The sequence below is a fragment of the Acidobacterium capsulatum ATCC 51196 genome (assembly GCF_000022565.1).
Taxonomy (GTDB): Bacteria; Acidobacteriota; Terriglobia; order Terriglobales; family Acidobacteriaceae; genus Acidobacterium; species Acidobacterium capsulatum.
Map to the genome: position 1 here is coordinate 3757656 of NC_012483.1, position 26079 is coordinate 3783734.

Here is a 26079-nt window from a genome sequence, read left to right on the forward strand (position 1 = left end):
CAAATACCCAAGTGGAGTGCAATGTGAACGATACGACATCTGCCACTAGCTCCTGAACTCTGCCTTGGAAGGGACTCACTTGCATCTCAACTACCTGCCGCTACGTTTTACTGCCGACATATTCAAAGGGGGCGCTCTGACCTTTCCTGAAGGTTCAGAAAAAAACTGGACCTCCGACGACCCAATCAGCAAAGAGTTGAGCAAGTTGAGAGAGAAGCATGGGGATTCCCATGTTTTTCATCGAATGGGAAATAAAATCGCCTGCATCCCGGTAGTAGAAAACGCGATCGCAATTGGCACTGAAACAGACTTCAACATCATCTCCGACTTTCAGTTAGCGAATGCGCTCGCACGCTCAGCATTACATAGATATTTCAAAGCTGCTGGCAGAGAGACTGTTATCGGCTTTCGCCCTGTCACGCTCCTACTCGAAAAACATAATCTCGCTTCTAACCGCAAAGACGTATTTGGCATTTTCCCCGAATACACGCTCGACGTTAGGCCGTTAGCTCCGCACGAGGGGGACATCGCGAGCGGAGTTCTTATTGGATTTGGAATCAAATACGTCTTCCTCCAGAATGTCGCTGAACTTCAGGCTCAGGGTGTTTCAGCAGCCGGCATGTACGCCGTGCGGTTAGTTGACGAGTCCGAACATCAGTTTGATCGGGCCTACCTCGGACGGATCGACCGCTTCACAAAGGACAACGTAACCCTAGTCGATTCTGACTATGCGGAGTATCCAGCCGATCAGTGCTATTTCGAAGGTAGTCGTACAAATATCGAGGCAGTCGGCCGAAGCCTCCTTGGCAAAGACTACGATGCCTTTTCGAGCTCGCTTCTTCAGGAAAGCTACAAAGTGACCGGCGCTCCCAATCAGACCCAGCGACTCCATCAACTTGGAGCCTGGTTGGAAGCAAAATCCCCAATTCCGTGCGCCGTCGGCTTAGGAGTGCGGATCGCTAAGAAACCCCATGAGTGTTCACGAGGCAATGATGCCGGCTACTCCAGATTTTTCGACTCTCCCAAATGTGTCCTTCGCCCTGGAGGTTCGTTAACCGTTCCTTGGCCTGTCGACAAGCAAATCGACCTCAATGGTCCTTACGACGCAGAGTCATTTCCAAACAAACGGGTGCGCATCGCCGTCATCTGTCCGCAAGAGTTCACCGGGGATGCCGAAGAGTTTTTGAGAAAGCTGAAGGAGGGGCTACCCAACGCTCCTGATGGATCGCCTTTCCGGAAAGGTTTCGTCCGCAAATACCACTTGAGCAGTTGCGATTTTACGTTCCACGAAGTGAAGCGCAGTTCGAATTCCGACGACATTTACAAGGATGCTTCGTTGGAGGCGTTGAAACAGAAGCCAGACATGGCAATCGCAATCATCCGTTCGCAGTATCGAGGGCTTCCCGATGCGTCGAACCCGTACTACACCACTAAAGCGCGATTGATGGCGCAAGGTGTTCCAGTACAACTATTGAATATCGAAACCATCCGTCGAAAAAGCCTTGACTACATTCTCAATAATATCGGGCTTGCTATGTACGCGAAGCTTGGCGGAATCCCTTGGACGCTGACCCAGAACAGCGATATGGCGCACGAGATTATCGTTGGTATAGGAAGCGCCAGATTGAACGAAAGCCGTCGTGGTGCAGGCGAGCGGGTGATCGGAATTACGACCGTTTTCAGCGGCGATGGCCAGTACCTGTTGGCAAACAATACTCAAGAGGTGCCTTCAGAAGAGTACGTTGATGCTCTGACTCAGTCTCTCTCGGAGACTGTGAGTGAACTCAGGAGCCGATTCGGTTGGAGACCAAAAGACAGGGTCCGATTCATCTTCCATCAAAAGTTCAAGAAGTACAAAGATGCTGAAGCTGAGGCAGTTGATCGCTTCGCACGATCACTCAAAGATTTCGACGTGCAATATGCCTTCGTTCATGTCAGTGACTCGCACAACTGGATGTTGCTAGATCCCGCATCGAGGGGAGTGAAGTTCGGCGACACAATGAAGGGAGTGGCGGTCCCGCAGAGGGGACAATGTGTGCCTCTAGGGCCAAACGCTGCTCTTTTGACTTTGTCCGGGCCATTTCAGGTCAAGACGCCACTGCAAGGTTGCCCTCATCCAGTACTGGTGAGCATTCACGAGAAGTCCACGTTCAAGAGCGTGGATTATATCGCTCGCCAAATTTTCAATCTCAGCTTCATCTCATGGAGGGGTTTCAACCCGTCAACGCTTCCAGTTTCGATTTCTTACTCAGACATGATCGTAGATCTGTTGGGGCATTTGAGAAGGGTTAAGAACTGGAATCCCGAGACGCTTTCGACCGCACTGAAAGAAAGGCGCTGGTTCCTATGAGCCAACAACTCTTTCTGAAACCAGGACTGGATAAATTGCGAGTCGCGATTTTGGAACAAAATCGTCCAGGCTCCGTCGAAGGTCTACTCGCTCACCACGTTCTGAAGGACAACATACGATTCAACATTGATTGGCAGGTGCTTTGTAACGAACAGTGGATCGAGCAACATTATCGAGCTGCCACCCTCGACCATGTTGCTGCCTTGGGATATTCCATGTGGGCATTTCCCGTCTACACAATGGCAGAAAAACTACTCGAAGGTTTTGAACGAATTCGGGAGCGAGATGCTTTCAAGGGAGAGCATCTGAGCTTGGCCCGCAATTCGACCAGACTGCTGGGCATCATTTTGGGCGCGAAGAGCCTTGGCGATGATGGCAAAGAAACATTGGCTTGGTCGCGTACCGTGCTGGAAGGCATGCAGCAAAAAGGGCTAAGTAAAGATGACCCCCTGTTTCCATATCTCTATTTCCGAGCGTGGGATATTCCTATCCCACTTGGGGTTGGCCGTGATCTGAGCCTCTATATGCTTTCCCTTCAGGATTGGTTCGTTAGGCACCGCATGACGGAGAGTATTCCATCAAACCAACAACTCGAGTCTTCCAGGCAAGAAATTCTGTTTCAGACCGCTACTGAGCCGCGCTTCGAATCGGCCGCGCAGGCCGCCTTCATTTGGGAAAGCGTCAACTCAACACTGTTTCAAGCCCTCGGCGCTGCGTCACTGAGTCCACGGAACGTCGCTGAGGTTCTCAATAATTTCGAAGCTGCAATGAAACGATGGCGGAACGACGGACCGAACCTGAAAAGCCCTGTCAAATGGCCCATCCGTCAAGAGCGTGAAGTGCAAGATATCCTTTGGCTCATCCTTCGGTCATATTTCAACGACGTGGTTGATGAAGATACGCTTCCGAAGCTCGGCCATTCAACGTACCGAGCCGATTTCGGAATCGGCTCGCTGAAGCTCATCATCGAAGCCAAGTTTGCAAACAGCAAAGATGACTTCAAAAAGATCGAAAAGGAAGTGCAGGAAGATTGCATCCCGTATTTGAGGGATCTTCGATACGAGGCGTTGATCGTATTCATCTACGACGACTCAGCAAGCGTTCAGGAGCACGATATCACTAGGCGCGCATTGCTTGAAATACAAGGCGTCGTTGATGTAGTAATCGTGAGCCGTCCGTCACAACTTGCAATCAACGTTTGAGACGTTATAGTCGGGTGCGATCGTCTCGGCCGTGATGCGCCGCGCCCGCACGAACTCAGCGATCTCCTGCTTGGTGCCGTATTGGAACTAACGTCCGCACATAAGATGAGGTTACAAGGCTATACTTAATTCACGCAGCCGACCACGCACGGTCATCTGCTCCTGAAGCGCGCACGGAAAACCTATAATTACGAAGTCTCAAAATGTGATTGCTAATGGACAAGAGAAATCGCGAAAACCGGTGCCTCTACACCTCTCCGGCCGGTCTTTGTCCAGGCACAAGTCCTCTTCACCCGAAAGAGCACTACCTTCCTGCCGGGCTCGGAAACTTTGAGGGAGATGTCCGCCTCAGAGACTTCATTTGCTATGACTGCCAGAAGCGCTTCGCTCAACTTGAGGAGGTTTTTCTGCGAAATAGCACGGAGGCTTTCTTCAGGAAGATACTTGGCGTACAAGGTAGAAAAAATAACAATCCGAAGAACATTTTCGTAGAACCGACGCTGGGACTGCCCCCACTCACAGTCAAGGCAATGCATCCCTCTCTGCAGCAGGAGTTCCTATGGGAGATGAATTCCGACACAGAAGCCTACCTGATGCATCAACTCCTATTCCGCAAGCCGGATGGAACTTTCGTTCATGTGCCGATCCGATCCGGGCTCATTGAGAAAAAGCTGGAGGAACAGAGTCCCACCTGGCGTGAATGGCAGCTCGTCGCCTGTATCGCCGGGGAGAAGGATGAAGAAGAGCTGCAGAACGTCGTGGGCGACGCGCTCAAGCAAATGCCAGATTCGCCACTCGATGTAGCTGAAAGTCAGCAGATCGAAGGCCAGATGAACGCGATGATTTCACTGCCATATATAAGGGCCATCGCCAAGATCGCATTCCATTATGTCCTTGCCATGTTTCAGTTCTCCGGATTCGAAGATGAGTTCGACGATCTCAAGCGTTTCATCTATCACGGCGCTGGTGAGCCCCTCGCAAAGATTGTCGATGACGTGATTCTGCCAGAAGTGGAGCCCGACCATGTTCGACTCAAACAGTGGAGCCATATCCTCACGGCCGAGTTCAATCAGGATGGTTTCTTTGCACGGATGCTCTTTTTCGCAGGACCGCGTCTGAAACCCTTCACCTGGCGCGTTCGATTGGGCGCGAATCCCTCTCGAATACTTCCGCAGCGGTCTATCGGCTGGCGCTACACCTATTCTGATGAGCCCAGCACATCGGGCTACGTCGGGAAGGCCGCCGAACTTCAGCAAGGCCCAATGATATTCGCGAAGCTGTGAGCCCCCTTCACAATCTTTGAACTGGAAATAACAATGTCAGACGAGAAACAAGAGGAAAGACTCACCAATCGAGACCTGATTTTGAAGGGGCACGAGGTTGCGTCGGAGACGCTGCGGCTGTTCTGCACCCACTTCAATGAGACACTGCCGCTCGAAGGTCTTGCTGGCGCGCGCCTTGCCGTTTTGATTGGCACCGCGATGAAGGCGATCAACACAAGCAACGCCATTCGTATGCTGTGCGTTGAGAGGCCTTATTTCGAAGACATGTATATTTTAGTGCGTACACTCATCGAGTCGATCGTGAACGGAGCATACATCCAAATCGCGGAAGATGACGAAGTCAACGCATTTCTGCATTTCGATTCGATCTCCCTCGCCAAGTCGTTGCGTGTTGCGGAGACCGTCTCGCCCGAAGCGGTTGGCACAATGTCTGAGAAGCTGCGCGATCAGTTCCGAGTTCATACCGAATCCATCAAACAAATGATCGGAAAAACCGAACAGGATTTTAGCTGGACACGCCTCGATATAGTTTCCAAAGGCGAACGGATTGACAAGAAACTTGGAGTGCCAACTTTCGGCGTAGTATGTAAGGTCCTGTTTCCTTCAAGCCACACCTATGTGCATGGTGGCTATCGTTCCCTCGAAGCCTACATTCACCCGGAACGAATCGCTATACATGAGGACTTTCTGAATTTTCAGGCAGATGGTGCGCTACACCATACGGTAGTCGCGCTTTTGGCACTTTGCATCACGATGAATCAACTGACAGACCAGCGGCTCGATAATTGGCTGGCTGTGATTCAAAGCATACTCACCACCTATTCGGATCAGGTCAAGTCCGCAATCCCTCGCACTTACGCTGCGAACGGCTTCTGATGCGAAAACTCCCTACAAGCGCGTTGTCAGATGGGATCGACTAAGGGGCGCGCACCTTGGGGGCGAAGAATCGTAACTCGGTGCCGTGCGCGAGTTAACCCGACGCGCAGAAGCCTCCGGCTACGCTCATATGGGGATACTTCCTTCCGCTCATCGAAGAAATGGGATTTGAAAGCCCCTTCGATGAGTACGACGCCGTCAAACTCCTTTCCCTTCGATTTGTGGATGTTCATAAGGATGCAACCACGCGGGTCACGCTCAACAGCAATCAGTTTCTCTTGTTCGAGGATGCCTTTGACCAGATCGCTGACGCCTTCATAGCTGCCCGTGGCGAGCCATCTGTTGCTCAATCCGCTGGCGAGCGCATCCGTTGCCCGGAATAGTCGAACGAGTCGGACCTCGCGGTACAGTTCACCCAAAGCAGAAATCTCCTGCAACACGCGACGTGCGGATTTCCAATCCGCAACAGGGTCGCCGACCATTTGTATACCGCTCTGATGGGCTGCCAATAGCTCCTTCGCAGCCTTAATACGTGGTGTCTCCTCACTCGCCACCTTAGAAGCCGCTGCCTCATATTTCTGGGCCGCTTCTGCAGCAGATTTAGTCGGCTCTTCTGCATTCTTGAGTTTGTAGTAAGCAGCAATGAGAGCCAGGGTTCGTGCGACCGCGACCTCCGCTGCCGCCGTAGGCCATTCCAGGGTGGAAGCCACGACAACCGCCGCCGCGGCTGAAAGCTCAGCGTCCCAGACTACGTCATGCTCGACGATGGGAAGCTCTCGCCCGTTGTAGGCATGCTTCTCAGCAAGGATGGCAGAGACATCGGAGATCAATCCATTACTACGTGAAAGGACTGCAACGCTTGGATTCTCAACTCCGAGTTTCCTCAGCTCCGAAAACGTGAAGACCACACATGCGTGAACAGTCGAGGCGAATGCACGAGGCCAGTACCGAAGCTGCATGATGTCCGAAGTATCTGGAAGCGGTGATTGATTGTGGAGCACGGCATTTGCAAAGTTGAGGATGCCGGCGTTGGGGCTTCGATGGTTCTCCCCTCCCAGATCGAACTCGCGTGGCGCCAATGTGGTACGAAGACCTTCAATACGCAACGGGTCGATGTCATCTCGGTAGTCAAAAATCCGCTGATCGGGGTCGGCAAGACAAAAAATGTCAGCGACTTTCGCGAGCTGCGCAACGATGCGCCACTGATTGTCGTCCGTGTCTTGAAACTCATCGACAATAATCATCGGGAAGCTATCGCCAATCAGCTTGCGAAGGGCGGCGCACCGCTCCAGCAGCTCCGCCGCGCCCTGCGCAAAAAGATCGAAACAAAAGATGCCCATCTCTTTGGCTTGACGTTGACGCTCTGCTTCCCAATCTCCTTCAAAGGCAGCTTTCTGAAGACGTTCATCTCCGGGATACATGAAGCGAACTGGGTGCCCTAATAAGAGCCTTCCGTGAGCACGAAGCATATCCATACAGAAGGAGTGATACGTTTGAACCGCGACTGCGCGCCGCTCTGCGGGCTTCAAGATCTCCTTGCAGCGGAGCAATACTTGGCGGATCGCCGCACGCGAAAAGCTCAGGAAAAGTATTTCCTGACTTGGCTTGAGCGTAGAAAATCGTTGCTTCGCTTTGAAAAGAGCGACAGTTGTCTTGCCCGATCCAGGACCTCCCAATACCAGCAGGTGACCTGGCTCCGCGATGATTGCTTTGCGTTGGTCACACAATTGGAAGTTCATTCTGCGGAGGCCTCGGGCGCGAGCAGTGAAGGAGCGTCGAGGTCCTCAGGAACAGCCTGCAGTTTGTCATGGATAGTCGTGAGGATTTCACGGATGGTCTTTGGTAATTCCTCGGCGGTCGCACAATGACCAACCAGCAGGGCGGCGTATCCGTAGGCATCGCCCTTTCGAGCTTTGAGCACTTTGAGTGCGAGACTGAGCGCAGTCGGCTCATCCATTGCTTCCTGATACTTCGGCTCGCCCGGATAGTCGGACCTATCCTTCACCGCCTCAAGGAAGCGCCGCACAACGACGATCGGCATCTCGTCGAGCAGTAGCGCCTCGATGCCTTTCTTCGGCGACTCCCAGTATTGCGTGTAGTTCGCCAAATTCTTGACAGCGTCGTCCGTCAACGGTGAATTCGGCTTGTCATAGAATCCGAAAGATAGTTTGCCCAGAGCAGAAAATGTTGCCCCGTAGCGAGGTACGGCACCGTCGCCTCCAGCATTGAAGATCGTGACGCCTGCGAGGTCTAAGTGCATGTAGTCGTCTGACGGCAGGTTTTCTTCCAGCACCGTGGAGGCAACAGGAAACAGAGATGCTTCCGTCGAGCCCTCCACCACTAAAACGGCTCGACTCAGGATTGCTTCGGCAAACTGACGACGCTCTACGCGAAAACTCTTAGGCTTGATCGCCGTTTGGTCAATCGGTTTTCCCGTCAGTTGACCATCATGGTCGCGGTCAAGAATGACAATCTGTGTCGGCTCGAACTGTTCGATGACGTAGGGAGAGTGGGAAGTAACAATGGATTGTCCCATCTCGGCAAGCACAAAGCGGGTCACGCGTCGCTGTGTATGCGGTGGCAAGGCAATCTCAGGTTCCTCCATTGCAAAAATCACTGATTGTCTGTCTTTGAGTTCAGCAATGAAGGTGAGCAACGCGAAGACCAGAAGATTTATCGACCCTGTTCCGAGGCGAGCGAAAGGTACAAGATGTTTGCCCGGTTGGGCGGCAATGAACAGCCGCACGACTTCACGCACATGTTCGCGAGTGAGATCAGAAGCAAAAAATCCAGTTGATTCGTCACCGTCTGCAAGATTCACGAAACGCCCCATGCGCGCCCGAATCTCATCGCGTATCTGTTTGAGCTGGGCAATATCGCCAATGGCAGGGTCCAACGCCTGTAGCCGACCGAGGGTGTCTTGCCACATTTCGACTGAACCAGAACCACCCAGCCGCAACACGCTGTCAAGCAGCGAGCCCCTCTGAAGACTTAGCGCGCGCGATCCGGTCCGAAGTGTGCGCAAAAAAACGAAGCCGCACAGGCGTTTGTGAGCGCGAGTGAACGGCACCCGCCCACTGCCCAGCTTGTTCTCAAGCTCATCGTCTAACGCATCGGCTTCACCGGTCGGATGATCGAAAAATGTATTGCCGATGAAGTCGTCTTCGTCCTTGTCATAGCGACCGATGAAGATCAGTGGAAGCGCCCAGATAACGCCGTCGTTATCGGCCTTGTCCACGCCTTCGGGCTCTTCATCGACAAAGGAACATTTCTTATCGTCCCAGCGGCGCGCATGGCCGCGGAATCTACGATGAGCTTCGTCGGACAGATCAATAAGGGTCGCCTCGATACGAATCTCGATGGGGTTGCCGTCTTTGTCTAGATAGCGCCCACAATGGAAATCGTGCTCATCTACTACAGGCCGTCGGAATAGCCTCTCGGGGCCGAGAACGAGGTCGAGAGCCTCGCAAATCGTAGATTTGCCAATGTTGTTGCCGCCCACGAGCAGTGTGTGCCCAGTGAAGTCAACGGAGCCTTCAGCTACGCCACGAAAATGAGTGATTTTCAACCGTCGTACACGCATACAAATTAGCTCCACAAGAGGTCTGTCAATCGGATAATCATAGCGAGAATTTATTCCGTCACGAGCAAATGCTCTCGTTAGCTCCGTGCCCTCTCTCTGGCTGCGCTATTTGACCGCAGAAAAGGTAGCCCTAGACAATTCCTCGGCGCCAGTCTGCCTCTTGCTGAGAAAATGGCTTATGGCGAATACAACCACCGTCGACGCTTTGCAGATGCGGGAGTGGATTTACGAACGCTTGAAGCGAGGCCCCTTTGCTAATTCGGACTTGGAGCTGGCCGAGGTTGCTCGCTCAGTTTACGGGAAAGTCTACCCGGATGCACCGATGCGGCTGATGGGTGCCCACGAGATTCCAGCTTTCATCTCTGACGCCGTTCGCGGGGTCATATGGGGACTGATTATCCAAGGCATCGTCGTCCCAGGCACGGGGATTGGCAGTGGCGCGGGCAGCCCGGAACTTCCTTTCTTCCAAGTGACCGAATGGGGAAAGACCTGTCTGGCATCAGGCGAGTTCACTCCATATGACACGGGAAAGTATATCGAGCGCCTCAGAGTCAAGGTGCCCCAGGTGGAGCCCACACTTCTTCTGTATCTCACGGAATCTCTCGATGGTTTTCGCGGTGCCTCGTATCTCGGTTCTGCCGTGATGCTCGGCGTAAGTGCGGAGACTCTACTGCTTTCCTTACGCGATGCGGTAAATACGGCGCTCGATAGCTCGGCCAAGCAGACCAAGTTTTCTGCCGAAACCAAGGGAAGGCCCGCCAAGCGCATTTACGATGAGATTCGCAAGCGCCTCGACCCGATCATGCAGACGATATCGCGTGATCTCGGGAAAGAAGACATCACCGCAGAACTGACCGGCATCTTCGACATGATCCGAAAAACCCGAAATGACGCAGGCCATCCCACCGGTCGAAGAGTGGAACGAGAAGAGGCCTTCGCTCTTCTACAACTTTTTCCGCTTTACTGCGACGCGGGGTACGCAGTGATTGACTGGCTGGCTAAAAACAAGATCTAGGCGGGCTAATGTCAGAATCGTTCCACACGTCTTCGAACCTACACCACGAGCTTCTTGACTCCGTCGATGAAAGCCTCAAGGCGGACCCTACCTTCGCGTCCAATCTAAACGTCCATGGCATGTACGAGACCATGCGCTTTGTGCTCCGCTTGAGTCCGCGGAATCATGAACTCCTGGAAATGGTTCCCGTTGACGGAATCGTTCTGTCGCGCCTTCCCCCCGAAGCTGTGCAGGCCTTTTCTACCTACCTCCATGAAACTGTGCATTGGTGGCAACACGTAGGTTCAAGTTCTGGTCTGGTGTTTAGTCTGAGCTACTTGGCACAGTGCCATTCGAGCTTAGGGGAACTTCGAACCATTCTCGCCACCATCGGCAAAAAGAAGTCGCTAAAGCGCTATACAGATGATGTTCTCAAGCGCGAAGGACCTTCAGCCCAGGCAAAACTCGCAGTCGCGAACGTTGCTGTGAACAATGCCTTGGATGTCGAGTATTACAAGTTCTACGCCTATTCTCCTCACGAGAACATCGGCTGGATGTTCAAAGAGCCGCATTTCGAGTCCGTAGGCCACGGATACTTCGTCGTGTACAGTCATCTGCTTGGGATACTCTCTGAGGTCATCGATCCTGACCATGTTGTTGTGCCCCATGGCAACTGGAGCAAGGAGATACTTCGATTGAGAGCAGAGCGGATCGAAGGCTACTTCTGGAGATCGCCGGTCCGACTTCCCGCAGTCGGATTGAAGGCGATTTTTGAAGGGCAGGCAAGGTTTACCCAACTCAACTTTCTCGACGGGACGCGTGAGCGGCCCTTGTCATGTGCCGAATGGAAGGATGCAGGCTACCTATCTGGCATCTATGTAGAGGCGTTTGAGTCGTTTCTAAAGTTGTCCGAATCGCAATGGCCGGAAACGCTGGAAGATCCGCTTGTCGCGTTGTTCTTGCTAATCTGTGACGTGGCAATCAACCCGACGCGAGGGTTTCCACTTCCAGTCGAGGTTTTCGAGGATCTCATTCGTGATGTTGACGTAGGCGTTCGGTTCACAGTGCTGTGCCAGACCGCAGCACAACTGCCACATCTCAAGGACAGAATTACTCAGTATTCCAGGGAAGAGTACATTTCAGTATCCGAAGAGCTGACGAAACGGGCCGGGTATGACCCGCCAATCGCGGCCTTGAAGGCGTTCGCGCAATGGTTTGAACAAGCGCGAGGACTCGCAAAGCTAATGGAAGAGTATGAGTCGTTTCACTACGATCCGACTAATTTTCCAATCAGAGTGTTTGTCTCCCATTTCCTTGCGTTCTGCAAAGACAGGCTAGATCATCCTGAGTTCTTTTGTTGGGCCGGAACCTACATGTCCGGTCAGCGGAGCATGTCCAATTGGCAAGCTCTCTGGCTGCGTCATCTGTCCTTGTTCAGTGATCGCGGTGACAAGCATGGGGTGTTTCCCCGTAAGCATCCAGGTCGATCCGACGAGGCAGTAAAGGGAATGTTCAAGCAGTTTTTCCGGACGTTGCCTCTGTACGACCTGACTCGCCAATGGCTTCTGAAGGATGGCCCATTCGTTACTGACTTCGACTGGATGGCCGAGAATCCCGACAAGTCTGGTTCTGAAGCTTTGGCGGATCACGTCTTCAAGCAGGTCTATGGCGTGACGCTGGGCGAGTTCGAGATCATTCAGCCCAAAGCCCCCTAACCGCAATGCATCAAGTTCTTAGGGTGATCTCAGCGTCTACGATTCTTCAATCGAGAGAAACTCTTCTACGAGCGCGTCGAACGAGATCTCATTTTTACGCTGAAGCTCTTGTTCCAAGACACCGGCAGCCAGCGGTGACTCCGCTAGCCGTCCGCCCTCTCCCGCATCTATTCGCGCTTTCATCCGAACGAGTAGTTCGCGAAAGGAATGGTTCTGTCGCTCCTGCATAAAAGTTAAGAACCGTTGTTGCTCTTGAGGGGCTTTTCTGTACTTGGAGAACCATCGTCCCAATCGACGTTGCGACAGCTCCCGGCGAGTGCGAACAATACCCGCCGCGCGATCCAGGTAGTCGGAGGCAGCCTCGTTGTGGATTTCGACCTGTGGCCTCAGATGGAGGAGAAACGGCGGAACCCTTGGGCCAGGGCTGACGATCTCCAATTTCCGTTCGGAGGACCATTCCAACCAGTCAACCAGGACTTGGTTGATATGCAAATCACCGAAGCCATATCCGATGCAAATCAGCGTGGAAACGAAATTGATGTTGGACGCGAATTGCTTTAGAAATTCTTTTGGAATTACCTGAGAGTGACGGTTGTCGAACTTGTGAGTTCCCGCGACCAGCGAGCGCCGAAGGAACTGCATGACTCCTTCATCGTCTGCGTAGGTGATCTCGTTGGTCGCCTTGAAGGAACGGCTTCGCGCCGGATCGACGAAAATCAGTTCGTGCTCTGCTATGGCCAGCATGTCGATGATGCCTCGTACCGTCGGCGCGTCGGGCACGAGTTTTGCGAAGTCCTTGCCGTCGCGATAGGAAAAAACATCGAGAGCGCCATGGATCTTGAGAAGATTGATGCCGATCGGCCCGGACGTCGGGAAGGCCATGCCTCGTTTCAGATCGTCCTCTGTCAATGATTCAGCTTTGAGCTCTCCGATCTTTGTGCCGGCCGGATCTCGTCGAGGAAATGTGATCGGCGTGCCGCAGAAACCGGATCGGATTGGAACCCCAAACTTCGCGCCAACGCATTCCACGATCATGTCGTGATTCAGAGAGAACACCCAAAGCGGTTCATCTCCCTGTCCTAGTTTGGCCATGCCTTCGAGCAAGGTCAGGTTGCGTTCGATCAGGTCAGCATTGTTCGTGTGCCGCATCCGGAGAATGTGGTGCACGATTTCTACAAGCAGAGAATAGAGCCCGTGATATTGCTGGCGTAACGACGATTGTCGGTTGGCCTGCGTTTCGAGGTATCCGAGCAGACTCTCGTAATGCATCTCCTCTTTGACCAGGACCGAGATGAAGTCTTCTATCACTTCGTCCGGGTAGCCGGTCCCCTGGCTTCTCCAACCGGCATTCAGCTCGCGGAGTTTTTCCGGAGTCAGCCACCCTTTCAATTCTTCGGTGAGGTCCCAAACAAGCGGCATACCCACTTCGGCCGATGAACCAGCACCTAGAAACAACCCGATCACGTTCCGCGATGTCGCCATTCTCTGCCGCCTAAGAGTCTATTTTTGCACCCTTTAGGCGGGAGGACATTTCCTCCCGGCTGCAGCCGCTTTGCGTCTTCCGCTCCCACCTCAGCGGGCCGTTCCCGCCCGCAACGCCCACCCTGAAATCAGGTGCGCTGACGCGCACGAATAAGGAAGACAAGCCTCTGTCAACGCCGTTTGAAAATTCCTCGTATTTGGGCGTTTGAAAATTCCCCACTTTTGGCAGGTTGAGATTTTGGATCAGGCCGGGAGTGTGCGGCGGAGGGCGTAGCCCGGAGCCGCATACTCCCGGAAGCCGGTCCAGGTTGGGGTCAGGCTCCTTCCCTGTTGGGGGTTTTGGCGGCGATCACCCCGGCCTTCTTCTTGTCCTTGAGCCGGTAGCTCTCGCCCTTGATGTTGATGGTGGTGGAGTGGTGCAGCAGACGATCCAGAATCGCCGACGCAATCACGTTGTCAGCGAAGATCGTGCCCCAGTCGCCATAGCTCTTGTTTGAGGTAACGATGATCGATCCCTTTTCATAGCGCTCGCTGACCAGCCGGAACAGGCAGGTGGCGGCGAAGGGATCCAGCGCCAGATAGCCCATTTCATCCAGGATCAGCAGCTTGGGCTTGACCAGCAGGGTCATCCGCTCCTTGAGCTTGTTCTCGTCGCGGGCGCGCTGGAACTGCTGCACCAGGTCCTGCACGGTGACGAAGTAGACCGTGTTTCCGGCCACGATGGCCTCGGTGCCGAGCGCGATGGCCAGATGCGTTTTACCCACTCCGGGCGGGCCGAGCAGCAGCACGTTCTCCTTACGTTCCAGAAACGCCAGACCGGCCAGCTCGCGCAGTTTGCGCTCGTCGACCGAGGGCTGGAAGTCGAAATCGAACTGGTCCAGGCCCTTGTTGTAGGGGAAATGCGCCCATTGGGTCTTCAGGCGCACGTTGCGCGTGTGCTTGGCCTGGCTCTCGGCTTCCAGGGCCTGCTCCAGGAAATCCAGATAGGGCAGGTCCTTGGCTGAAGCCTCTTCGGCGATGGCTTCATAGCAGTTAGGCAGGTGCGACAAGCGCAGCCGCTGCATGTGGTTGAGCAGACGTTCAGACTGTAGCGACATGGGCCACCTCCTCGTAGATATCCAGCGAGCGGAGCTCCACCACGGGCACGGGATGATGCAAGCCGACGCCGGGACCGGGCGTTAGCTCCGTGGTTGGCGCTGATATCGGAGCCGTTGATCTACGGACCCTGCGCGGCAAGCCGGCATAGTGCGCCGGGTCGATGACCGCCTGGCCCTTGCCTGTGGCCATGCGGTGTTCGGCGATCAGGTCCCGCTGATGAAAGATGCGGATGACGCGCACATCCAGAGGTTCCCGTACCGCCACGCTCTTGCCGGCATACGCATGCGGCACCGAATAGCGGTTGCCGCGATAACTCAGCAGGCAATCCTTCGCCACCTGGCGATGGCTGAGGTAACTGGTATCGTAATCCGGCTGGCCGCCGAGTGGCGTCAACCCTTCTCGCGCAAACCGCTCCAGAGGAACCTCGCGCGTGGTTCCATGCACGCGCCGGTTGGCTTCTTCGCACCACACCAGCGCTTGATGGTTCAACTCCGGCAGGGAATCGAAGCTCGTCCCCGGCCAGAAACTCGACTTGATGTACCGGATCGTAGACTCAATCTTGCCCTTCGTCTCCGGCCGGTAAAGATGACAGACCCGCGGCACGAAGCCGTAGTAACTGGCAAAATCCAGCATCTTCGTATGAAAGCGTGGCTGCCCATCGATGCGGTCCAGCACCACCGTCTTCATGTTGTCGGTCAGCACCGTCGCTGTGACTCCACCGAAATGCCGGAAGGCATGCACCATGCAGTTGAGAAGTGTCTCCACATCCTGCCGCTGTGTGAACTCCGCGTACTGCATCCGCGACCAGCCCAGCGTCAGCGCAAATCCGTACAGCCGCCTGCCGCCCCAGTTGCCGAAATGACCCCAGTCCATCTGCGCCTGTTCGCCCGGCTCCGTCTCGAAACGCACAAACGCCCGCTCCCGGTCTTCGCTTCGCCACTCCCGCACCGTCGTTTTCACTTGCGTGTAACAGCCGTCATAGCCTCACTTGCGCATCTCCATAAATAACCGGCTGGCGTTATGCACGCCCTGCTCCCAGCGCTCCCGCAGCCAGGGCCGCCAGGGATCGATCTTCCAGCTCTTCGGCTTGCGTTCATACGCCCGCGGCGCTTCCCGCAGGTACTTCCGCACCGTCTTGCGGTCGATGCTCAGATGCCGGGCGATCTCCGTCACGCTCCAGCCCTCATGATGCAGCTTCTGTATCTCCATGAAATCCTCCAGTCGCAGCATCCTTCATCCTCCCGGATCAGAATGCCGCCGCTCGGCCTACACCGGGGATTTTTCAAACGCCACTTTTGAGGATTATTCAGACGGCGCTAACAGTCCTCTGGCGTCCAGACGGAATCGTCGGGATATTCGACGGTCACGCGGTGGGCAGGATCGTACTTGCAGTTGAGGAAGCCGGGGATACGCAACACCCGGTTGCAATCGGTGCAGGCCGGATCACCGCCGAAGGCGTTTGCGAGCAGCTTGAGCGTCAGTTCCTGCTGCTCGAAGTCAAAGCCCTCGACACGCCAGAGGACTTGATACTTGCCGGATGATGTGGAGAGGATTGCGGTGGCCGTCGGCACAGCGTCGGAGCCGCGAAGAGCAGCCAGCTTCTGGTCGCCGTCACTGTCCATGTCGAGATAGAGATGGCGGACGCATTCAATGCTCTCTTTGGTGCGCTTCCTGCTACCGGCGCGGAGCGTATTCATGGCCACGTAGATATTCGCGCCATGCTGGTTCTCGTAGACGAGCCAGGCGAGGTATTTCGGCGAGAGCGCCTGTTCCAGCCTGACAACCCGCTGCATCACCTTCGCCGGTAATTCGGAGCGCAGGAGCAATGCAATCGTTTCATCAAGCGCGAAGCAACGGGTGAGAAAGGTTTGTGCGACCTGGTTCATCGAGGTACCTCCGAAGCGATTGGTGCGAGCGCGATGCTGGGGGATTCACTGCCGAAGAAGTCCGGCTGAACGCCGGACTTCCCGGTTACGGAGGAGAAGCCTATGCGGCCTCTTCCTCGGGGTTGTCCTCGTCGTCTTCCGCTGCTGCTTTGGCGGCGCGGTCGAGCTTCAGGATGGAGTTCACCCGGATCTCCCAGATGGTCTGCTCCGAGTTGGTCTTCTTGCTGTCATACTTGCGGCTGCGCAACTCGCCCTCGACCTGGATATGTGCGCCCCTCGTGAGCGTGGCGGCAAACTCTCCGAGTTTGCCGAAGACAACGCAGCGGTGCCATTCGGTGTGCTCGATGTACTTGCCGTCTTTCTTGTAAGAGGACTTGGTTGCCAGCGAGAGAGTGGTGAGGCTGCGGTCGTTGTTGGTGTGAACCTCGGCATCGCTGCCAAGGAATCCGATGAGGGTGACTTTGTTCTGGTACATGGTGTGATCTCCGTTTCGTTGAAGTTCCCGTATCCTGCTCGGGTCACCCTTCGCGAAGCGAGCGAGTGGCCCCTGCTCCCAAGGCCGAAGCTATGCATTTACGGAGGGTCCGTCGCAGACGGAAACCGTAACCCGCAGGGCGCGGAACGCGAAGCAGAAGAGCGAGCCTGCCGCCGGGCGCAGGATAGGCCCGAAGCGTGATCCCGAGCAGAGGACGGGATACGAGGCGGAAGGCACGCATATGCGCCGAAGTCACGGACAAGATTCCGGCGATGACGATTCGCCCTGACCGTTGCCTTCGATGGGGTGGCAATGGTCTCTGGAAGCGGCTTTGTCGAGCACTTGCACCGCTGTTTGTCGCGAGCTGGGATTGCCACGCCGGGCGAATTCAGAGACGAGTTGGGCTGTGCAGCCATAGAGGCAGCAGAGTTGGACATCGGAGTGACCTCGGATTCGGGTTAGAGACTGAAGCTCAGGGGGGTGCTTGTCAGGCAGAGGAAGCGCGATAGACGACCTCCGTCTCAAAGGATTCGCTCTTAAGGTCGTAACCGGAAACCGTAAGCAGTTCCCGGACTCGGCGGCGGCCCCCGGCATCGCGCTCGCAATGCAGGACGAAATCGACAGCCTTGCCCGTCTGCGAACGCACAAACGCCTGATTGAGATTGGTGCGGGCACTGAGCGCCATGTCGGCCAACCGGTCCAGCGCATCGAGCGCGGAGTCTGCATGGAGCGTCGAGAGCGTTCCACCGTGGCCTGTATTCATGGCCTGGAGCAGGTCATAGCCGCACTCGTCGCGTATCTCGCCCATGATGATCCGGTCGGGACGGTGGCGCAGCGCAGCAGCTACGAGCTGGCTGGTCGTGATGGCTACCTGGCCAGGGATAGCATCGACGGCCTCCCAGCGCACGGCGTTCGGGTGGGCAATCTTCAGCTCTGCGGGCTGCTCGATCACGATGAGCCGCTCCTTGGCTGGGACATGGTCGAGCAGCGCCTTCATCAGCGTCGTCTTGCCCGATCCCGTACCACCGCTGATGATGCCGTTCCTGCGCTCGTGGATAAGCCCAACGACCGCATCGCGGACCTGCTGCGTCATCGTGCCCGATGCCACCAGTACGTCCGAGGAATACCAGCGGTTGAATTTGCGAATGGTCAGCGTCGCCCCATGAATGGAAGACGGAGGACCGACGACCGCCACGCGGGAGCCGTCCGGCAGGCGGGTGTTGAGGATGGGATTCTGGCTGGTGAGATCCTGCCCGAGGACGCGCGCGACCCGTTCAATCGCGGCCTGCAGGCGGTCGTTGGTGTATGGCATCGAGAGTGCGACACGCTCGATCCTGCCGCCCCGGTCTGCAAAGACGCCGGTGGTCCCGTTCATCATCAGGTCGGAGATCGACGGGTCGAGCAGCAGCGCCCGCAACTCCTCGGGAAAGAACGGCAGGATGAGTTCGTAGCTCACGGCTTCACACTTCCTGCGGAGGGCGCGCTCGTGCCAACCGTAAGCGGGTCTACCGAGACCTCGTTCTCGTGAAATTGCGTGATGGTCAGGCCCAGCGGATTGATAGTTTCGAACTGCGGGAAGATCTGAGCCTGCCGGCTGACTTGGGCGGGGTTCAAGTAGTAAGTCACGCTGACCATCCAGTGCTCGGTGCGAGGATGCTGGGAGTGAGTTGGGGAGTAGATACGGTCGAGAGCCACCAGCGCGGTTCCACGCGCTATCTTCTCGCCCTGCACCTTCTGGACGGACATGGAGGTAATGGTCACATCGCGAACCACAACGTCGCTCTGCTCGATCTCTCCGGACATGACCTTCGAGACAAGGTGGTTCTGGTTGTCCTCTGACATCAGCCGTGAGGCCAGCGATTGGGAAAGGAAGTAGTAGTTCAATGGATACTTGGTGGCGATGGTGTCGGGATGGATCGTATAGCGGTAGTCGGCCCAGTCGGTAAGATACGTCCGCACCTCCCCATCGCGCGGCGTGAAGTCGAGGTCACTGTACTGGATGGCCTGGGCGCGGCCCATGGCATTAATGCGGATGTAGCGATCGACGACCGGGCGGGTGGCGAGCGAGAAGTTGAGCCACATAGAACCGCACAGCAGCACGGTTCCGCAGCCGAGGATGAGGCGATAGGCTTTCCGCTCCGCGTAATGCGAGGCGTAGACCTCGTTGCCGACCTGGTCGGTCAGGAGCGCTTGCGCTGGAGTCAGGGATTCTTCAACGGGTGCTGTGTGCGTGGACATGGGGAGCCTGATTCCTTTCCGAGACGGCATGGAAGACGACATAGACATAGATCAAACCAGCGATCAATACTCCTGCGAAGAACAGGATTACGATCGGCTTCCAAAGCCGCCGCGCGGCCTTTGTCTTTCCGATTGCACTTCCTGCTCCTAGAGCGACTAGAAAGTTCCACATCGTTAAGCACCTCCACTTTTCAAAGCAGCCAAACTTCCTACAACACCTGGAGCGGCTGAAGTCAGTCCAGCAGCCCCGCCGAAAATCGCCTGCGTCATGCTGGGAATGAACAGCATGTTCACGATGAAGGCGATGAACACCATGATGCAGGGAATGAGGTTGGCAAGCCACATCGCAATCGAATAATTTCCGTTGAAGGTCTGCTGAAGAAATGTGTTCATGAATCCGGCCCACACGAAGATGAAAGCGGCGGCCACGGCGCGGATCATCGCGAAGCTGACCAGCACGTCGAGGAAGTGAAAGAACTTGGCACGGAAGGTCTGAGTCATGAGCAGTGGAATGAATACAGGCCCGAAGAGCGCCGTCACGCCGTAGAGGATGAAGGCGCTGCAATTGATGACAAAGAGAATCGCAGACGCAATGCCAAGCAATCCCTGCACCACGAAATAGCAGAGGATCTCAACGGGAGCCATGATCGACGGCATGGGGGTGTTGTCGCCTGCCGTCTTCAGCAACATGAGCAGATGATTGAGTGAGTTCTGATCGAAGACGGCGACCATCGCCTGCGCGATGTAGCTGAAGAAGTGATTGATGCCGAAGCTCGCGCCCGGAAACGGGTTGACCCAGTAGTTTTCGAGCAGGCAGCAAAGAATGAGACGCAACAGGAAGTTGGTAAGATCGCCCGCCCGTACCGGATGGGTATGAAAGCGCAACGTCATCCCCGAGGTGTTCCAGTTGATGACCATGCTGATGAGAGTGAAGAGTGCAATGCAACTGAGTTCCGTCAGGCCGAACTGCGTCAGCGCCCCGCCATTCTGCGTGGTGAGGTTGGTCAAATTGTTGGTGAACTGGTAGAGCCAGTCCACGCCGGAACTTGCGGTCGGTAATGTCTGAGCCAATAAATCTGCGGAAACCATGTAGCGACTCTCTGGTTGACATCAAGGGTTGGACTTCTGCCAGGTCTTGCTCTCATGCGCGGCGGCGGAGTTGTGCTTTCGCTTGTCCTGCTCCACCTGCTGCCGGAACCGCTGATACTGTTGCTGTTCCCGTAGAACCGCTGCTTTCGCAACGGTGTGCCTGTGGTAGGCAACGGCGCCGGCGATCAGGATCAGGACGGCGAGGATGGCGAGCAACAGCTTGAATTGAATGGTCTTCAGCATCGTTTCTCCCTTCATGGCAGGTAGGTATCCCAGGTGTTGCCTTCGTTGGCTGCGCTGGCGTCGTCGGCGGTACGCTGCTCGGCAACGAATGCGGCTGTATTCAAATCGATAGCGGCGGCGTCCCTCTGGCGCATGTTGGCGATCGTCATCTCCGATGCCAGGCATGCCTGCAATACGCCCTGCGATTGCATCTCGGACATTTTCTGGGCCTGGGCTGCATTGAGGAGATTCAACTGCTCGACTTCGCTATTGGTGGCTGTGCCGCCGTCGAGTTGTTCTGCAGTGAGGCTGCTGTTGGCCGCTGCGTCCTGCTCCCGGGCGGCGCGGTATTGCCCCACGGCAGTCAGACAGTCAGGCGAAACCGAATCGGATGCTTCGATCAAGGCCAGCTCCGAGCGCGGGGCGGAGCCGGCCGCCTGCGCGGCCAGATACGTATCGGTGGTGTCGTCTACCGGAACCGTGGCCGCGGTCCATGCCGTGCTCGATGCGGCGGGAGAGTTGGTGTTGAGCGCGGTCGTCATGCCTTCTGTCTCCCCAAAGAGATCCCGCACATTGGCCTGCTTCATCTCTGTCAGCGCCGTCTGCCATTGCTGCTTGAAGGAAAAGTGCTCGATATTGTTCTTCAGCATCCGGTACTGTGTTTCCATCGTGGTGAGCTGCGAGACCAGGTTGGCGTAGCTGGTCGGGTCAAAGACGATATCGCCAATGCCAAAGAGCGCAAAGCTGGGCGTTGCGGTCAGCAAGAGCAAACCTCCCGCGATGGCGTACCAGTGACGTTTCTTCAGGCTGACCTTCATAGCTCCTCCTCGGGTTAGAGATTGGGGTTGACGCGATGTTCCGCGTAGGACGGGACAAGAATGTCGTGGCTGACGTAGATGCGGGCGCGCGAGCCTTCCTTGAGCGTGATGACCGGCAAGCGGTCCAGAAAGTGATTGAGCACCTGTTCGCCTTCGGCGGCGGACTGCTCGGAGATGCCGTTGCGAATCTGAGTCGAGGGATCGAGGATCGTGCCGTTATTACCGATCTGTGCGAGTCCGCCCAGACCGCCAATCGCGGCGGCGGCGGCGAAGGCCTGAAAGTATCCGTGGTGAACTTTGGTGGCGAGGCCGGTCGTACCGATCTGGTCGAGGCCGACGTAGTTGTCGAGGCTGAGAGAAAATCCATCGGGACAAATGGCACGGTGGAAGACCACGAAGAGCTTGCGCTGCTGGGCATTACCGACGCTCTGGACCGTGCCGATCAGGCGGGTTCCTTGCGGCAAGAGCAGATGCTGATGATTGTGCGAGTAGTAGTCCGTGGTCAGCATGACCAAGACCGGGCCGCTGAAGCCGCCGTCGATGTGATTGGTGACGACACCCTCCAGAATCGTGCCCTCGAAGATGCGATAGAGCTTCCCCTGGTAGTGATCGAAGTTGTAGGGTGCCATTGCGCTGGCGGCGTTGCCGGTGTTCTTCTTGTGAAAGGAAGTGGGCTGCACAGCGGATGACTTTGTTGTTCCCGTGTTTTTTACGGATTCAGGAACTTCGGGCTGTACGTTTTCCGAGGATGGAGCTTTCTGCTCAAAATCAATGGCTTCGGTGTCGCTGTCGATGGCTTGCTGGTGCTCCCTCTGCTTTGCTAAGACCCGCTGCTTCGCCTCCGCTCGTGCTTGGGAAGCCTCGGATGTGATCACCGGAGCGTTGGGGCTGCTGCCATAAATGGCCGCGCGCTGTTCGGCGGTCATCGGCGGCACATTATTCCCTTCGGGGCCGGGCTGGGCTTCCGCCGATTGCAATTCTTGTTTCGCCTGGGCCAGCTCTTGCCGATACTGCCGCTGCTGGGTGTCACGCTTGGCCTGCAACTGTTGCTGCGTCTCGAAGCTGCTGACTTCCTGCGCGTTCGGCGCTGCCGGGCGCATGGCGGGCACGGTTCCTGGCGGTGCGGCCTTCCGGTTTCCATGTAGCAGACTGGTCAGGTTAGCGATACCGATCAGCGCCACGATCACGACCAGCGCAATCACTACAGGCATTGTCTTTCGCACGGGCAGCTTGGCCACTGGCTGCTCGGGAACCGTTGCAGGCGTGTTTTCATTCGGCTCGGACATGACTAGCGGCTCCCATCCGTGCGGTGGAACTCCACCTTCTGCTTGCCGATGATGAGATAGCCGCGAGCCAGTTCCTTCGGAACGGTGTACAGGCCGTCGTTGAAGTCGTAATTGATCAGCGAAGGCTTTCCGGCCTTGACTTCATAGAGCGCCGGCGTCTCTTCAAAATCGCCGCGCAGGTAAGTAAATTTGCTGTCATGCCAGATTTCGTGAAGGCCCAGAGCATTGCCCTTGGATTTGTTCCAAGTGAAGTCAAAGCGCAGCGTGCCGGGATATTGACTGCGGAATTCCTCCGCTTTCGCCCGTTCCTTCCGAATGGCGGCGGCTTCCGTGGCCTCCGCGGACTTTAACTCTTCTTTTTCAGCTTTTAGCTCAGCCGCAGGCACAAATATTGGCAACTCAATGAGCCGGGCCTTCGCGGCCTTATCGCCCGGCTCCAGGAAAACCTTGGAATCAAAATGCGGGTCGGTCTCCCCGGAGACCTCGCGCAACTCCAGCGTGTACTCGTTGCCGTGGTCCGAAATAATGTGAATATCGGTTTCGGCCCCCGCGGTCTTGGGCTTGACACTGAGAAAGCGGCTGGCGACGTGCCCGCCGTCGATGACCCAATCGACCGTGTCGCCTGCAAAGACGTTGGCGACCTTTTCCTGCGGGGGCAGGATCAGCAACGTCGATTGAAGCAGGGCGGTATCGATGACCGGCGGCGCTGCCGTCGCAGTCACGATGACCGTGCGCGGCGGATTGGGCTGCGGTTGTGGAGGGTGAGTCGCGGCCCGTGACGAAGCACAGGCAAAGGTGAGGGACAGAATGACGGCAACGGGAATGAGCGGTTTCATGGATCAGTCCTTTCGTGGGGATGACTACAAGGTTTCTCCTCTGGCAAAACGATCGATGCCGTCTGCCAATCCATACTTCGCAATCAGCTTCGAGCGGAGCACACGGTCTTTCGGCTTGGTGGTGAAGGTGGCGTAACTGCGTTTGTCGAGATTGAGGATCACGACCTTGGTCAATCCATCGCGGCGGATATAGAGCGCTTCGCGATCCTGCAAGCTCTCGAAAAGCGCGATTTGTTGTTCATTCAACTTGAACAACTCCGCATAGCGCTTCCGATTGAAGGTCGCGTCTTTCAGGAATAGGAATGACGAGCAGGAGTTCACGATGGAATCGGCATTGTCGCCCAGGTCGTCGGCCGATTGCCCGATAAGGGTCACGCCGCCGAGATTCTTGCGGACAGTCTTAATGGAGGTCAATGCGCCTTCGAGCAACTGCCGGTTCTTCATCGAAGAAAAGATCTCTTCGACCAGGATGTGCTTGGGCACGCCGAGATTGGCGGGGTCGTAGAGCACATCGTTAATTCGCCGAAGAATCCAGACCATCAACGGCTCGATTAAATCGGCATACTGCTCATTGTTGACGCCCGCGAAATCGAAGCACTGCACACGCGAAAATGACAGGCTGTCTTCCACGTTGTCGAAGATGGCATGATAGACACCGCCACGAACCCATTTTGCGAGGTAGCGGTCGAGCTTCTTCGGAAGGTAGAGATTCGAGAGTCGGCGATTCTCGGGGTCGAGCAGGTACATATCCCGCACAGCCTTATGAATCACGTCGTCGTCTTCCGGCTCTAGCGCTGCTCCGCCGTTTGTGAGCAGCAGTTTGACGAACGAGTAAAGGAACTTGATGTTGCTTTCCGTCGGCTCCAGGGCGAAGGGATTGACGCGGGGGCCGTCTTTGCCGATGCGGTCAACCCGCCCGCCGTACAGTTCGACGACACTCTCGTAGCTACCGCCGATATCGAAGATGTAAGTGAAGCCACCGTACTTCTGCTCCAGAGCAACGAGCGCATTGCCGTGGACCGACTTCCCGGACCCTGTAGGACCGAGGATAAGCATCACTCGCACGCCATCCACATACACATCCTGAAAGAAGGGCGTCCGCGTGCGTGTTTCAAGAACATTGAGATATTCCGCATCGAGATCGTCGGAGTGAGGGTGTCCGAGGTGCGGAGCGAACAGCGAGGACAGCCGCGCATGATGCTCCTCACTTAACCACAGCGGGAAGACGTTGAACTTCGCGTTGCCGGGGAACATCGCATAGAACGCAGACAAATTGCCAAGAGTCTCCTCAATGATCTGCGCCCGTGCATCGACGAAGATACGATGGACGGCAGGAGCGACATCGCGCAGTTGCTCCGGGCTGCGTGCGGATACGAGCAGCCGGAGCGAGTATTCGCCCTGGGCTTTCTGATCGAGCGAGCGGATGACCTCGCTCAGGTCATCGACGCTGCTGTTGGCGGCCTTTGCCCCGGCCCCGGCATCGAGCGACGGGAAGTTGCGTCCGCTCATCACCCGCGTCAGCACACCGACTTTGAAGAAGTTGATGAACTTTTCCTGCGCGTTGATCTCCCGGCGCGCGGCCGTTGTGGACTTCGGCCGCCAGGTCGAGCAGAGGATGCTGTCGCAATCGAGGGTCATGAGATTGGAAAAGAGGCACGGTCTTGACGCCTCCGGCGTCGTCTTGAGCGAGAACATCTGCACATAGCGTCTGCCGATGCGCAGATGATCGCTTTGCCATACGACCGGGCTCTTCACGATCTGCCGGTCTACGCCGCCATTGTTGCGGAGCTGATCGGCGGAAGCCCATTCTTCCAGGTTGAACAGGTAGGAAAAGAATTGGAATGCAGCATCCTTATTGAGCAGCTTCAGGCCTATCGAACGCCTAAGATGGCCCTCCAGAATGGTCGCTGTCTTTTGCAGTTCTGCGAGCATTCGTGAATTGTTCGCGGTATGTTCCTTCGGCTTCTGCTCAAAGGCTCGGATCTTCGACGGCTCTATCGTCAGGCACCAGTGGAGATCGATGCGCCGGAAGCCAGCCGTCTGACCGAGGAAGTTCAGACGGTCATCGACAAACACCTGCGTGACCGGGTTGTACTTCTCCTGGCGGGGAAGATCGAAGCCGGAGATCACGCGGGTGTACTGGTAGAGGCAGGAACCTTCCGGAAGCCCGCGCAATGCACCCTCGATGGACCGCATCTGCGCATCGAGTTCCTGGTCGGTCAAACCCTCTTCGTCGGTGCCCGTCAACGAGAGCAGGCATCCGTAGCCGCCGCCTTTGAGCGCAAAAATGTGCTCATTGACGAAGCGTGCAATCGGCACAATCGAGCATGCGGCTCCGGCCTTTGCGTACCACGGGACGAATTTTGACTGGCTACTGTTTGCGCGGGTCATAGTAACTTTTCTGGCTGAGGCTCAGGCCCCAGAGCTGAAACATCTTCGGGTGCTTGCGGACAATCAGCCACGCGGATACTGCAAGCGTGGGAAATGCAAGCAAAGCCACCAGACGAAACCCGACGAGAAAAACCGCTACGCAGACGAATAGGATCGTCATCCATGCGCTGAGGTCGAGGCCCAGTTTGGCCCGCGGCCTGTTGAGCGCCTGATTGATCGGCAGCGGTTCTCCTCGCCTGGTCATGGCCGCTCACC

23 protein-coding genes and 1 pseudogene are annotated in these 26079 nt (G+C 56.0%); 6 read left to right on the top strand and 18 right to left on the bottom strand.

The features are described 5' to 3' along the window. The first annotated feature begins 79 nt into the window (after positions 1-79). The 4 genes from ACP_RS15455 to ACP_RS15475 all read left to right on the top strand — a co-directional run bounded on the left by ACP_RS15455 (position 80) and on the right by ACP_RS15475 (position 5711). Positions 80-2350 carry an argonaute/piwi family protein gene (locus ACP_RS15455; RefSeq protein WP_015898277.1) on the top strand — a complete coding sequence of 757 codons (2271 nt, stop codon included), beginning with the start codon at positions 80-82 and terminating at the stop codon, positions 2348-2350. After that, positions 2347-3552, top strand: coding sequence for a PD-(D/E)XK nuclease domain-containing protein (locus ACP_RS15460; protein WP_015898278.1), 1206 nt, complete (start codon positions 2347-2349; stop codon positions 3550-3552). The genes ACP_RS15455 and ACP_RS15460 overlap by 4 nt, the downstream gene beginning before the upstream one ends. 215 nt (positions 3553-3767) lie before the next feature. Beyond that, on the top strand, positions 3768-4835 hold the full coding sequence (locus ACP_RS15470; protein WP_169305998.1) for a hypothetical protein: 1068 nt from the start codon (positions 3768-3770) through the stop codon (positions 4833-4835). A gap of 33 nt (positions 4836-4868) precedes the next feature. Next, positions 4869-5711 (top strand): DUF5677 domain-containing protein, encoded by an 843-nt coding sequence (locus ACP_RS15475; protein ID WP_041839657.1) that lies wholly within the window; start codon positions 4869-4871, stop codon positions 5709-5711. Positions 5712-5737: 26 nt separating this feature from the next. Here ACP_RS15475 and ACP_RS15480 read toward each other — a convergent pair whose 3' ends face one another. Then, complete coding sequence (locus ACP_RS15480; protein ID WP_041839658.1) at positions 5738-7450, bottom strand: UvrD-helicase domain-containing protein; 1713 nt, start codon at positions 7448-7450, stop codon at positions 5738-5740. Further along, positions 7447-9294: an ATP-dependent nuclease gene (locus ACP_RS15485; RefSeq protein ID WP_015898282.1), complete on the bottom strand. Its 1848-nt coding sequence runs from the start codon at positions 9292-9294 to the stop codon at positions 7447-7449. The genes ACP_RS15480 and ACP_RS15485 overlap by 4 nt, the downstream gene beginning before the upstream one ends. 178 nt (positions 9295-9472) lie before the next feature. On the opposite strand from ACP_RS15485, the gene ACP_RS15490 reads away from it, so the two are divergent. Continuing rightward, positions 9473-10309: a hypothetical protein gene (locus ACP_RS15490; protein ID WP_041839659.1), complete on the top strand. Its 837-nt coding sequence runs from the start codon at positions 9473-9475 to the stop codon at positions 10307-10309. 119 nt (positions 10310-10428) lie between these two features. Further along, positions 10429-12003, top strand: coding sequence for a hypothetical protein (locus ACP_RS15495; RefSeq protein WP_202944478.1), 1575 nt, complete (start codon positions 10429-10431; stop codon positions 12001-12003). Positions 12004-12039: 36 nt separating this feature from the next. On the opposite strand, the gene ACP_RS15500 is transcribed toward ACP_RS15495, so the two are convergent. The 16 genes and pseudogenes from ACP_RS15500 to ACP_RS15570 form a co-directional block, all read right to left on the bottom strand. Then, entirely contained in the window at positions 12040-13485 is a 1446-nt protein-coding gene (locus ACP_RS15500) for a hypothetical protein (protein ID WP_015898285.1), read from the bottom strand. A 314-nt stretch (positions 13486-13799) separates the two neighbouring features. Beyond that, entirely contained in the window at positions 13800-14582 is a 783-nt protein-coding gene (gene istB / locus ACP_RS15505; protein ID WP_015897673.1) for an IS21-like element helper ATPase IstB, read from the bottom strand. After that, on the bottom strand, positions 14566-14976 hold the full coding sequence (locus tag ACP_RS18885) for a Mu transposase domain-containing protein (RefSeq protein WP_420794754.1): 411 nt from the start codon (positions 14974-14976) through the stop codon (positions 14566-14568). Before ACP_RS18885 ends, istB begins: the two co-directional genes overlap by 17 nt. 15 nt (positions 14977-14991) lie before the next feature. Beyond that, positions 14992-15555: pseudogene (gene istA / locus ACP_RS18890) on the bottom strand (IS21 family transposase); the annotation flags it as partial. A 12-nt stretch (positions 15556-15567) separates the two neighbouring features. Then, positions 15568-15813 (bottom strand): helix-turn-helix domain-containing protein, encoded by a 246-nt coding sequence (locus ACP_RS17515; protein ID WP_052294804.1) that lies wholly within the window; start codon positions 15811-15813, stop codon positions 15568-15570. An 86-nt stretch (positions 15814-15899) separates the two neighbouring features. Beyond that, complete coding sequence (locus ACP_RS15515; protein ID WP_015898286.1) at positions 15900-16469, bottom strand: RepB family DNA primase; 570 nt, start codon at positions 16467-16469, stop codon at positions 15900-15902. Positions 16470-16569: 100 nt separating this feature from the next. Then, a complete protein-coding gene (locus ACP_RS15520) occupies positions 16570-16944 on the bottom strand; it encodes a single-stranded DNA-binding protein (RefSeq protein ID WP_015898287.1) in 375 nt (124 codons plus the stop codon). A gap of 487 nt (positions 16945-17431) precedes the next feature. Further along, the gene (locus ACP_RS15525; RefSeq protein WP_041839660.1) at positions 17432-18400 is read right to left on the bottom strand and encodes a TadA family conjugal transfer-associated ATPase; all 969 of its coding nucleotides are present in this window, start codon (positions 18398-18400) and stop codon (positions 17432-17434) included. Further along, positions 18397-19182 (bottom strand): VirB8/TrbF family protein, encoded by a 786-nt coding sequence (locus ACP_RS15530; protein WP_041839661.1) that lies wholly within the window; start codon positions 19180-19182, stop codon positions 18397-18399. The genes ACP_RS15525 and ACP_RS15530 overlap by 4 nt, the downstream gene beginning before the upstream one ends. Before the next feature lie 174 nt (positions 19183-19356). Continuing rightward, entirely contained in the window at positions 19357-20271 is a 915-nt protein-coding gene (locus ACP_RS15540) for a hypothetical protein (protein WP_015898290.1), read from the bottom strand. Positions 20272-20292: 21 nt separating this feature from the next. After that, positions 20293-20514: a hypothetical protein gene (locus tag ACP_RS15545; protein ID WP_015898292.1), complete on the bottom strand. Its 222-nt coding sequence runs from the start codon at positions 20512-20514 to the stop codon at positions 20293-20295. An 11-nt stretch (positions 20515-20525) separates the two neighbouring features. Beyond that, a complete protein-coding gene (locus ACP_RS15550; protein WP_015898293.1) occupies positions 20526-21311 on the bottom strand; it encodes a hypothetical protein in 786 nt (261 codons plus the stop codon). A gap of 14 nt (positions 21312-21325) precedes the next feature. Beyond that, positions 21326-22597: a TrbI/VirB10 family protein gene (locus tag ACP_RS15555; protein ID WP_015898294.1), complete on the bottom strand. Its 1272-nt coding sequence runs from the start codon at positions 22595-22597 to the stop codon at positions 21326-21328. Positions 22598-22599: 2 nt separating this feature from the next. Beyond that, positions 22600-23433 (bottom strand): TrbG/VirB9 family P-type conjugative transfer protein, encoded by an 834-nt coding sequence (locus tag ACP_RS15560; protein WP_015898295.1) that lies wholly within the window; start codon positions 23431-23433, stop codon positions 22600-22602. A 24-nt stretch (positions 23434-23457) separates the two neighbouring features. Next, positions 23458-25824, bottom strand: coding sequence for a VirB4 family type IV secretion system protein (locus ACP_RS15565; protein ID WP_015898296.1), 2367 nt, complete (start codon positions 25822-25824; stop codon positions 23458-23460). After that, the gene (locus ACP_RS15570; protein ID WP_015898297.1) at positions 25805-26068 is read right to left on the bottom strand and encodes a VirB3 family type IV secretion system protein; all 264 of its coding nucleotides are present in this window, start codon (positions 26066-26068) and stop codon (positions 25805-25807) included. The genes ACP_RS15565 and ACP_RS15570 overlap by 20 nt, the downstream gene beginning before the upstream one ends. Positions 26069-26079: the final 11 nt, after the last annotated feature.

What these genes read in the sequence shown, in the direction of transcription:
- ACP_RS17515 (WP_052294804.1), bottom strand. Translation starts at nt 15,813, where the DNA reads ATGCTGCGACTGGAGGATTTCATGGAGATACAGAAGCTGCATCATGAG.
- ACP_RS15540 (WP_015898290.1), bottom strand. Translation starts at nt 20,271, where the DNA reads ATGGTTTCCGCAGATTTATTGGCTCAGACATTACCGACCGCAAGTTCC.
- ACP_RS15520 (WP_015898287.1), bottom strand. Translation starts at nt 16,944, where the DNA reads ATGTACCAGAACAAAGTCACCCTCATCGGATTCCTTGGCAGCGATGCC.
- ACP_RS15545 (WP_015898292.1), bottom strand. Translation starts at nt 20,514, where the DNA reads ATGCTGAAGACCATTCAATTCAAGCTGTTGCTCGCCATCCTCGCCGTC.
- ACP_RS15480 (WP_041839658.1), bottom strand. Translation starts at nt 7,450, where the DNA reads ATGAACTTCCAATTGTGTGACCAACGCAAAGCAATCATCGCGGAGCCA.
- ACP_RS15555 (WP_015898294.1), bottom strand. Translation starts at nt 22,597, where the DNA reads ATGTCCGAGCCGAATGAAAACACGCCTGCAACGGTTCCCGAGCAGCCA.
- istB (WP_015897673.1), bottom strand. Translation starts at nt 14,582, where the DNA reads ATGTCGCTACAGTCTGAACGTCTGCTCAACCACATGCAGCGGCTGCGC.
- ACP_RS15495 (WP_202944478.1), top strand. Translation starts at nt 10,429, where the DNA reads ATGTACGAGACCATGCGCTTTGTGCTCCGCTTGAGTCCGCGGAATCAT.
- ACP_RS15470 (WP_169305998.1), top strand. Translation starts at nt 3,768, where the DNA reads ATGGACAAGAGAAATCGCGAAAACCGGTGCCTCTACACCTCTCCGGCC.
- ACP_RS15475 (WP_041839657.1), top strand. Translation starts at nt 4,869, where the DNA reads ATGTCAGACGAGAAACAAGAGGAAAGACTCACCAATCGAGACCTGATT.
- ACP_RS15560 (WP_015898295.1), bottom strand. Translation starts at nt 23,433, where the DNA reads ATGAAACCGCTCATTCCCGTTGCCGTCATTCTGTCCCTCACCTTTGCC.
- ACP_RS15565 (WP_015898296.1), bottom strand. Translation starts at nt 25,824, where the DNA reads ATGACCCGCGCAAACAGTAGCCAGTCAAAATTCGTCCCGTGGTACGCA.
- ACP_RS15570 (WP_015898297.1), bottom strand. Translation starts at nt 26,068, where the DNA reads ATGACCAGGCGAGGAGAACCGCTGCCGATCAATCAGGCGCTCAACAGG.
- ACP_RS15500 (WP_015898285.1), bottom strand. Translation starts at nt 13,485, where the DNA reads ATGGCGACATCGCGGAACGTGATCGGGTTGTTTCTAGGTGCTGGTTCA.
- ACP_RS15485 (WP_015898282.1), bottom strand. Translation starts at nt 9,294, where the DNA reads ATGCGTGTACGACGGTTGAAAATCACTCATTTTCGTGGCGTAGCTGAA.
- ACP_RS15550 (WP_015898293.1), bottom strand. Translation starts at nt 21,311, where the DNA reads ATGAAGGTCAGCCTGAAGAAACGTCACTGGTACGCCATCGCGGGAGGT.
- ACP_RS15460 (WP_015898278.1), top strand. Translation starts at nt 2,347, where the DNA reads ATGAGCCAACAACTCTTTCTGAAACCAGGACTGGATAAATTGCGAGTC.
- ACP_RS15490 (WP_041839659.1), top strand. Translation starts at nt 9,473, where the DNA reads ATGGCGAATACAACCACCGTCGACGCTTTGCAGATGCGGGAGTGGATT.
- ACP_RS15515 (WP_015898286.1), bottom strand. Translation starts at nt 16,469, where the DNA reads ATGAACCAGGTCGCACAAACCTTTCTCACCCGTTGCTTCGCGCTTGAT.
- ACP_RS15530 (WP_041839661.1), bottom strand. Translation starts at nt 19,182, where the DNA reads ATGTCCACGCACACAGCACCCGTTGAAGAATCCCTGACTCCAGCGCAA.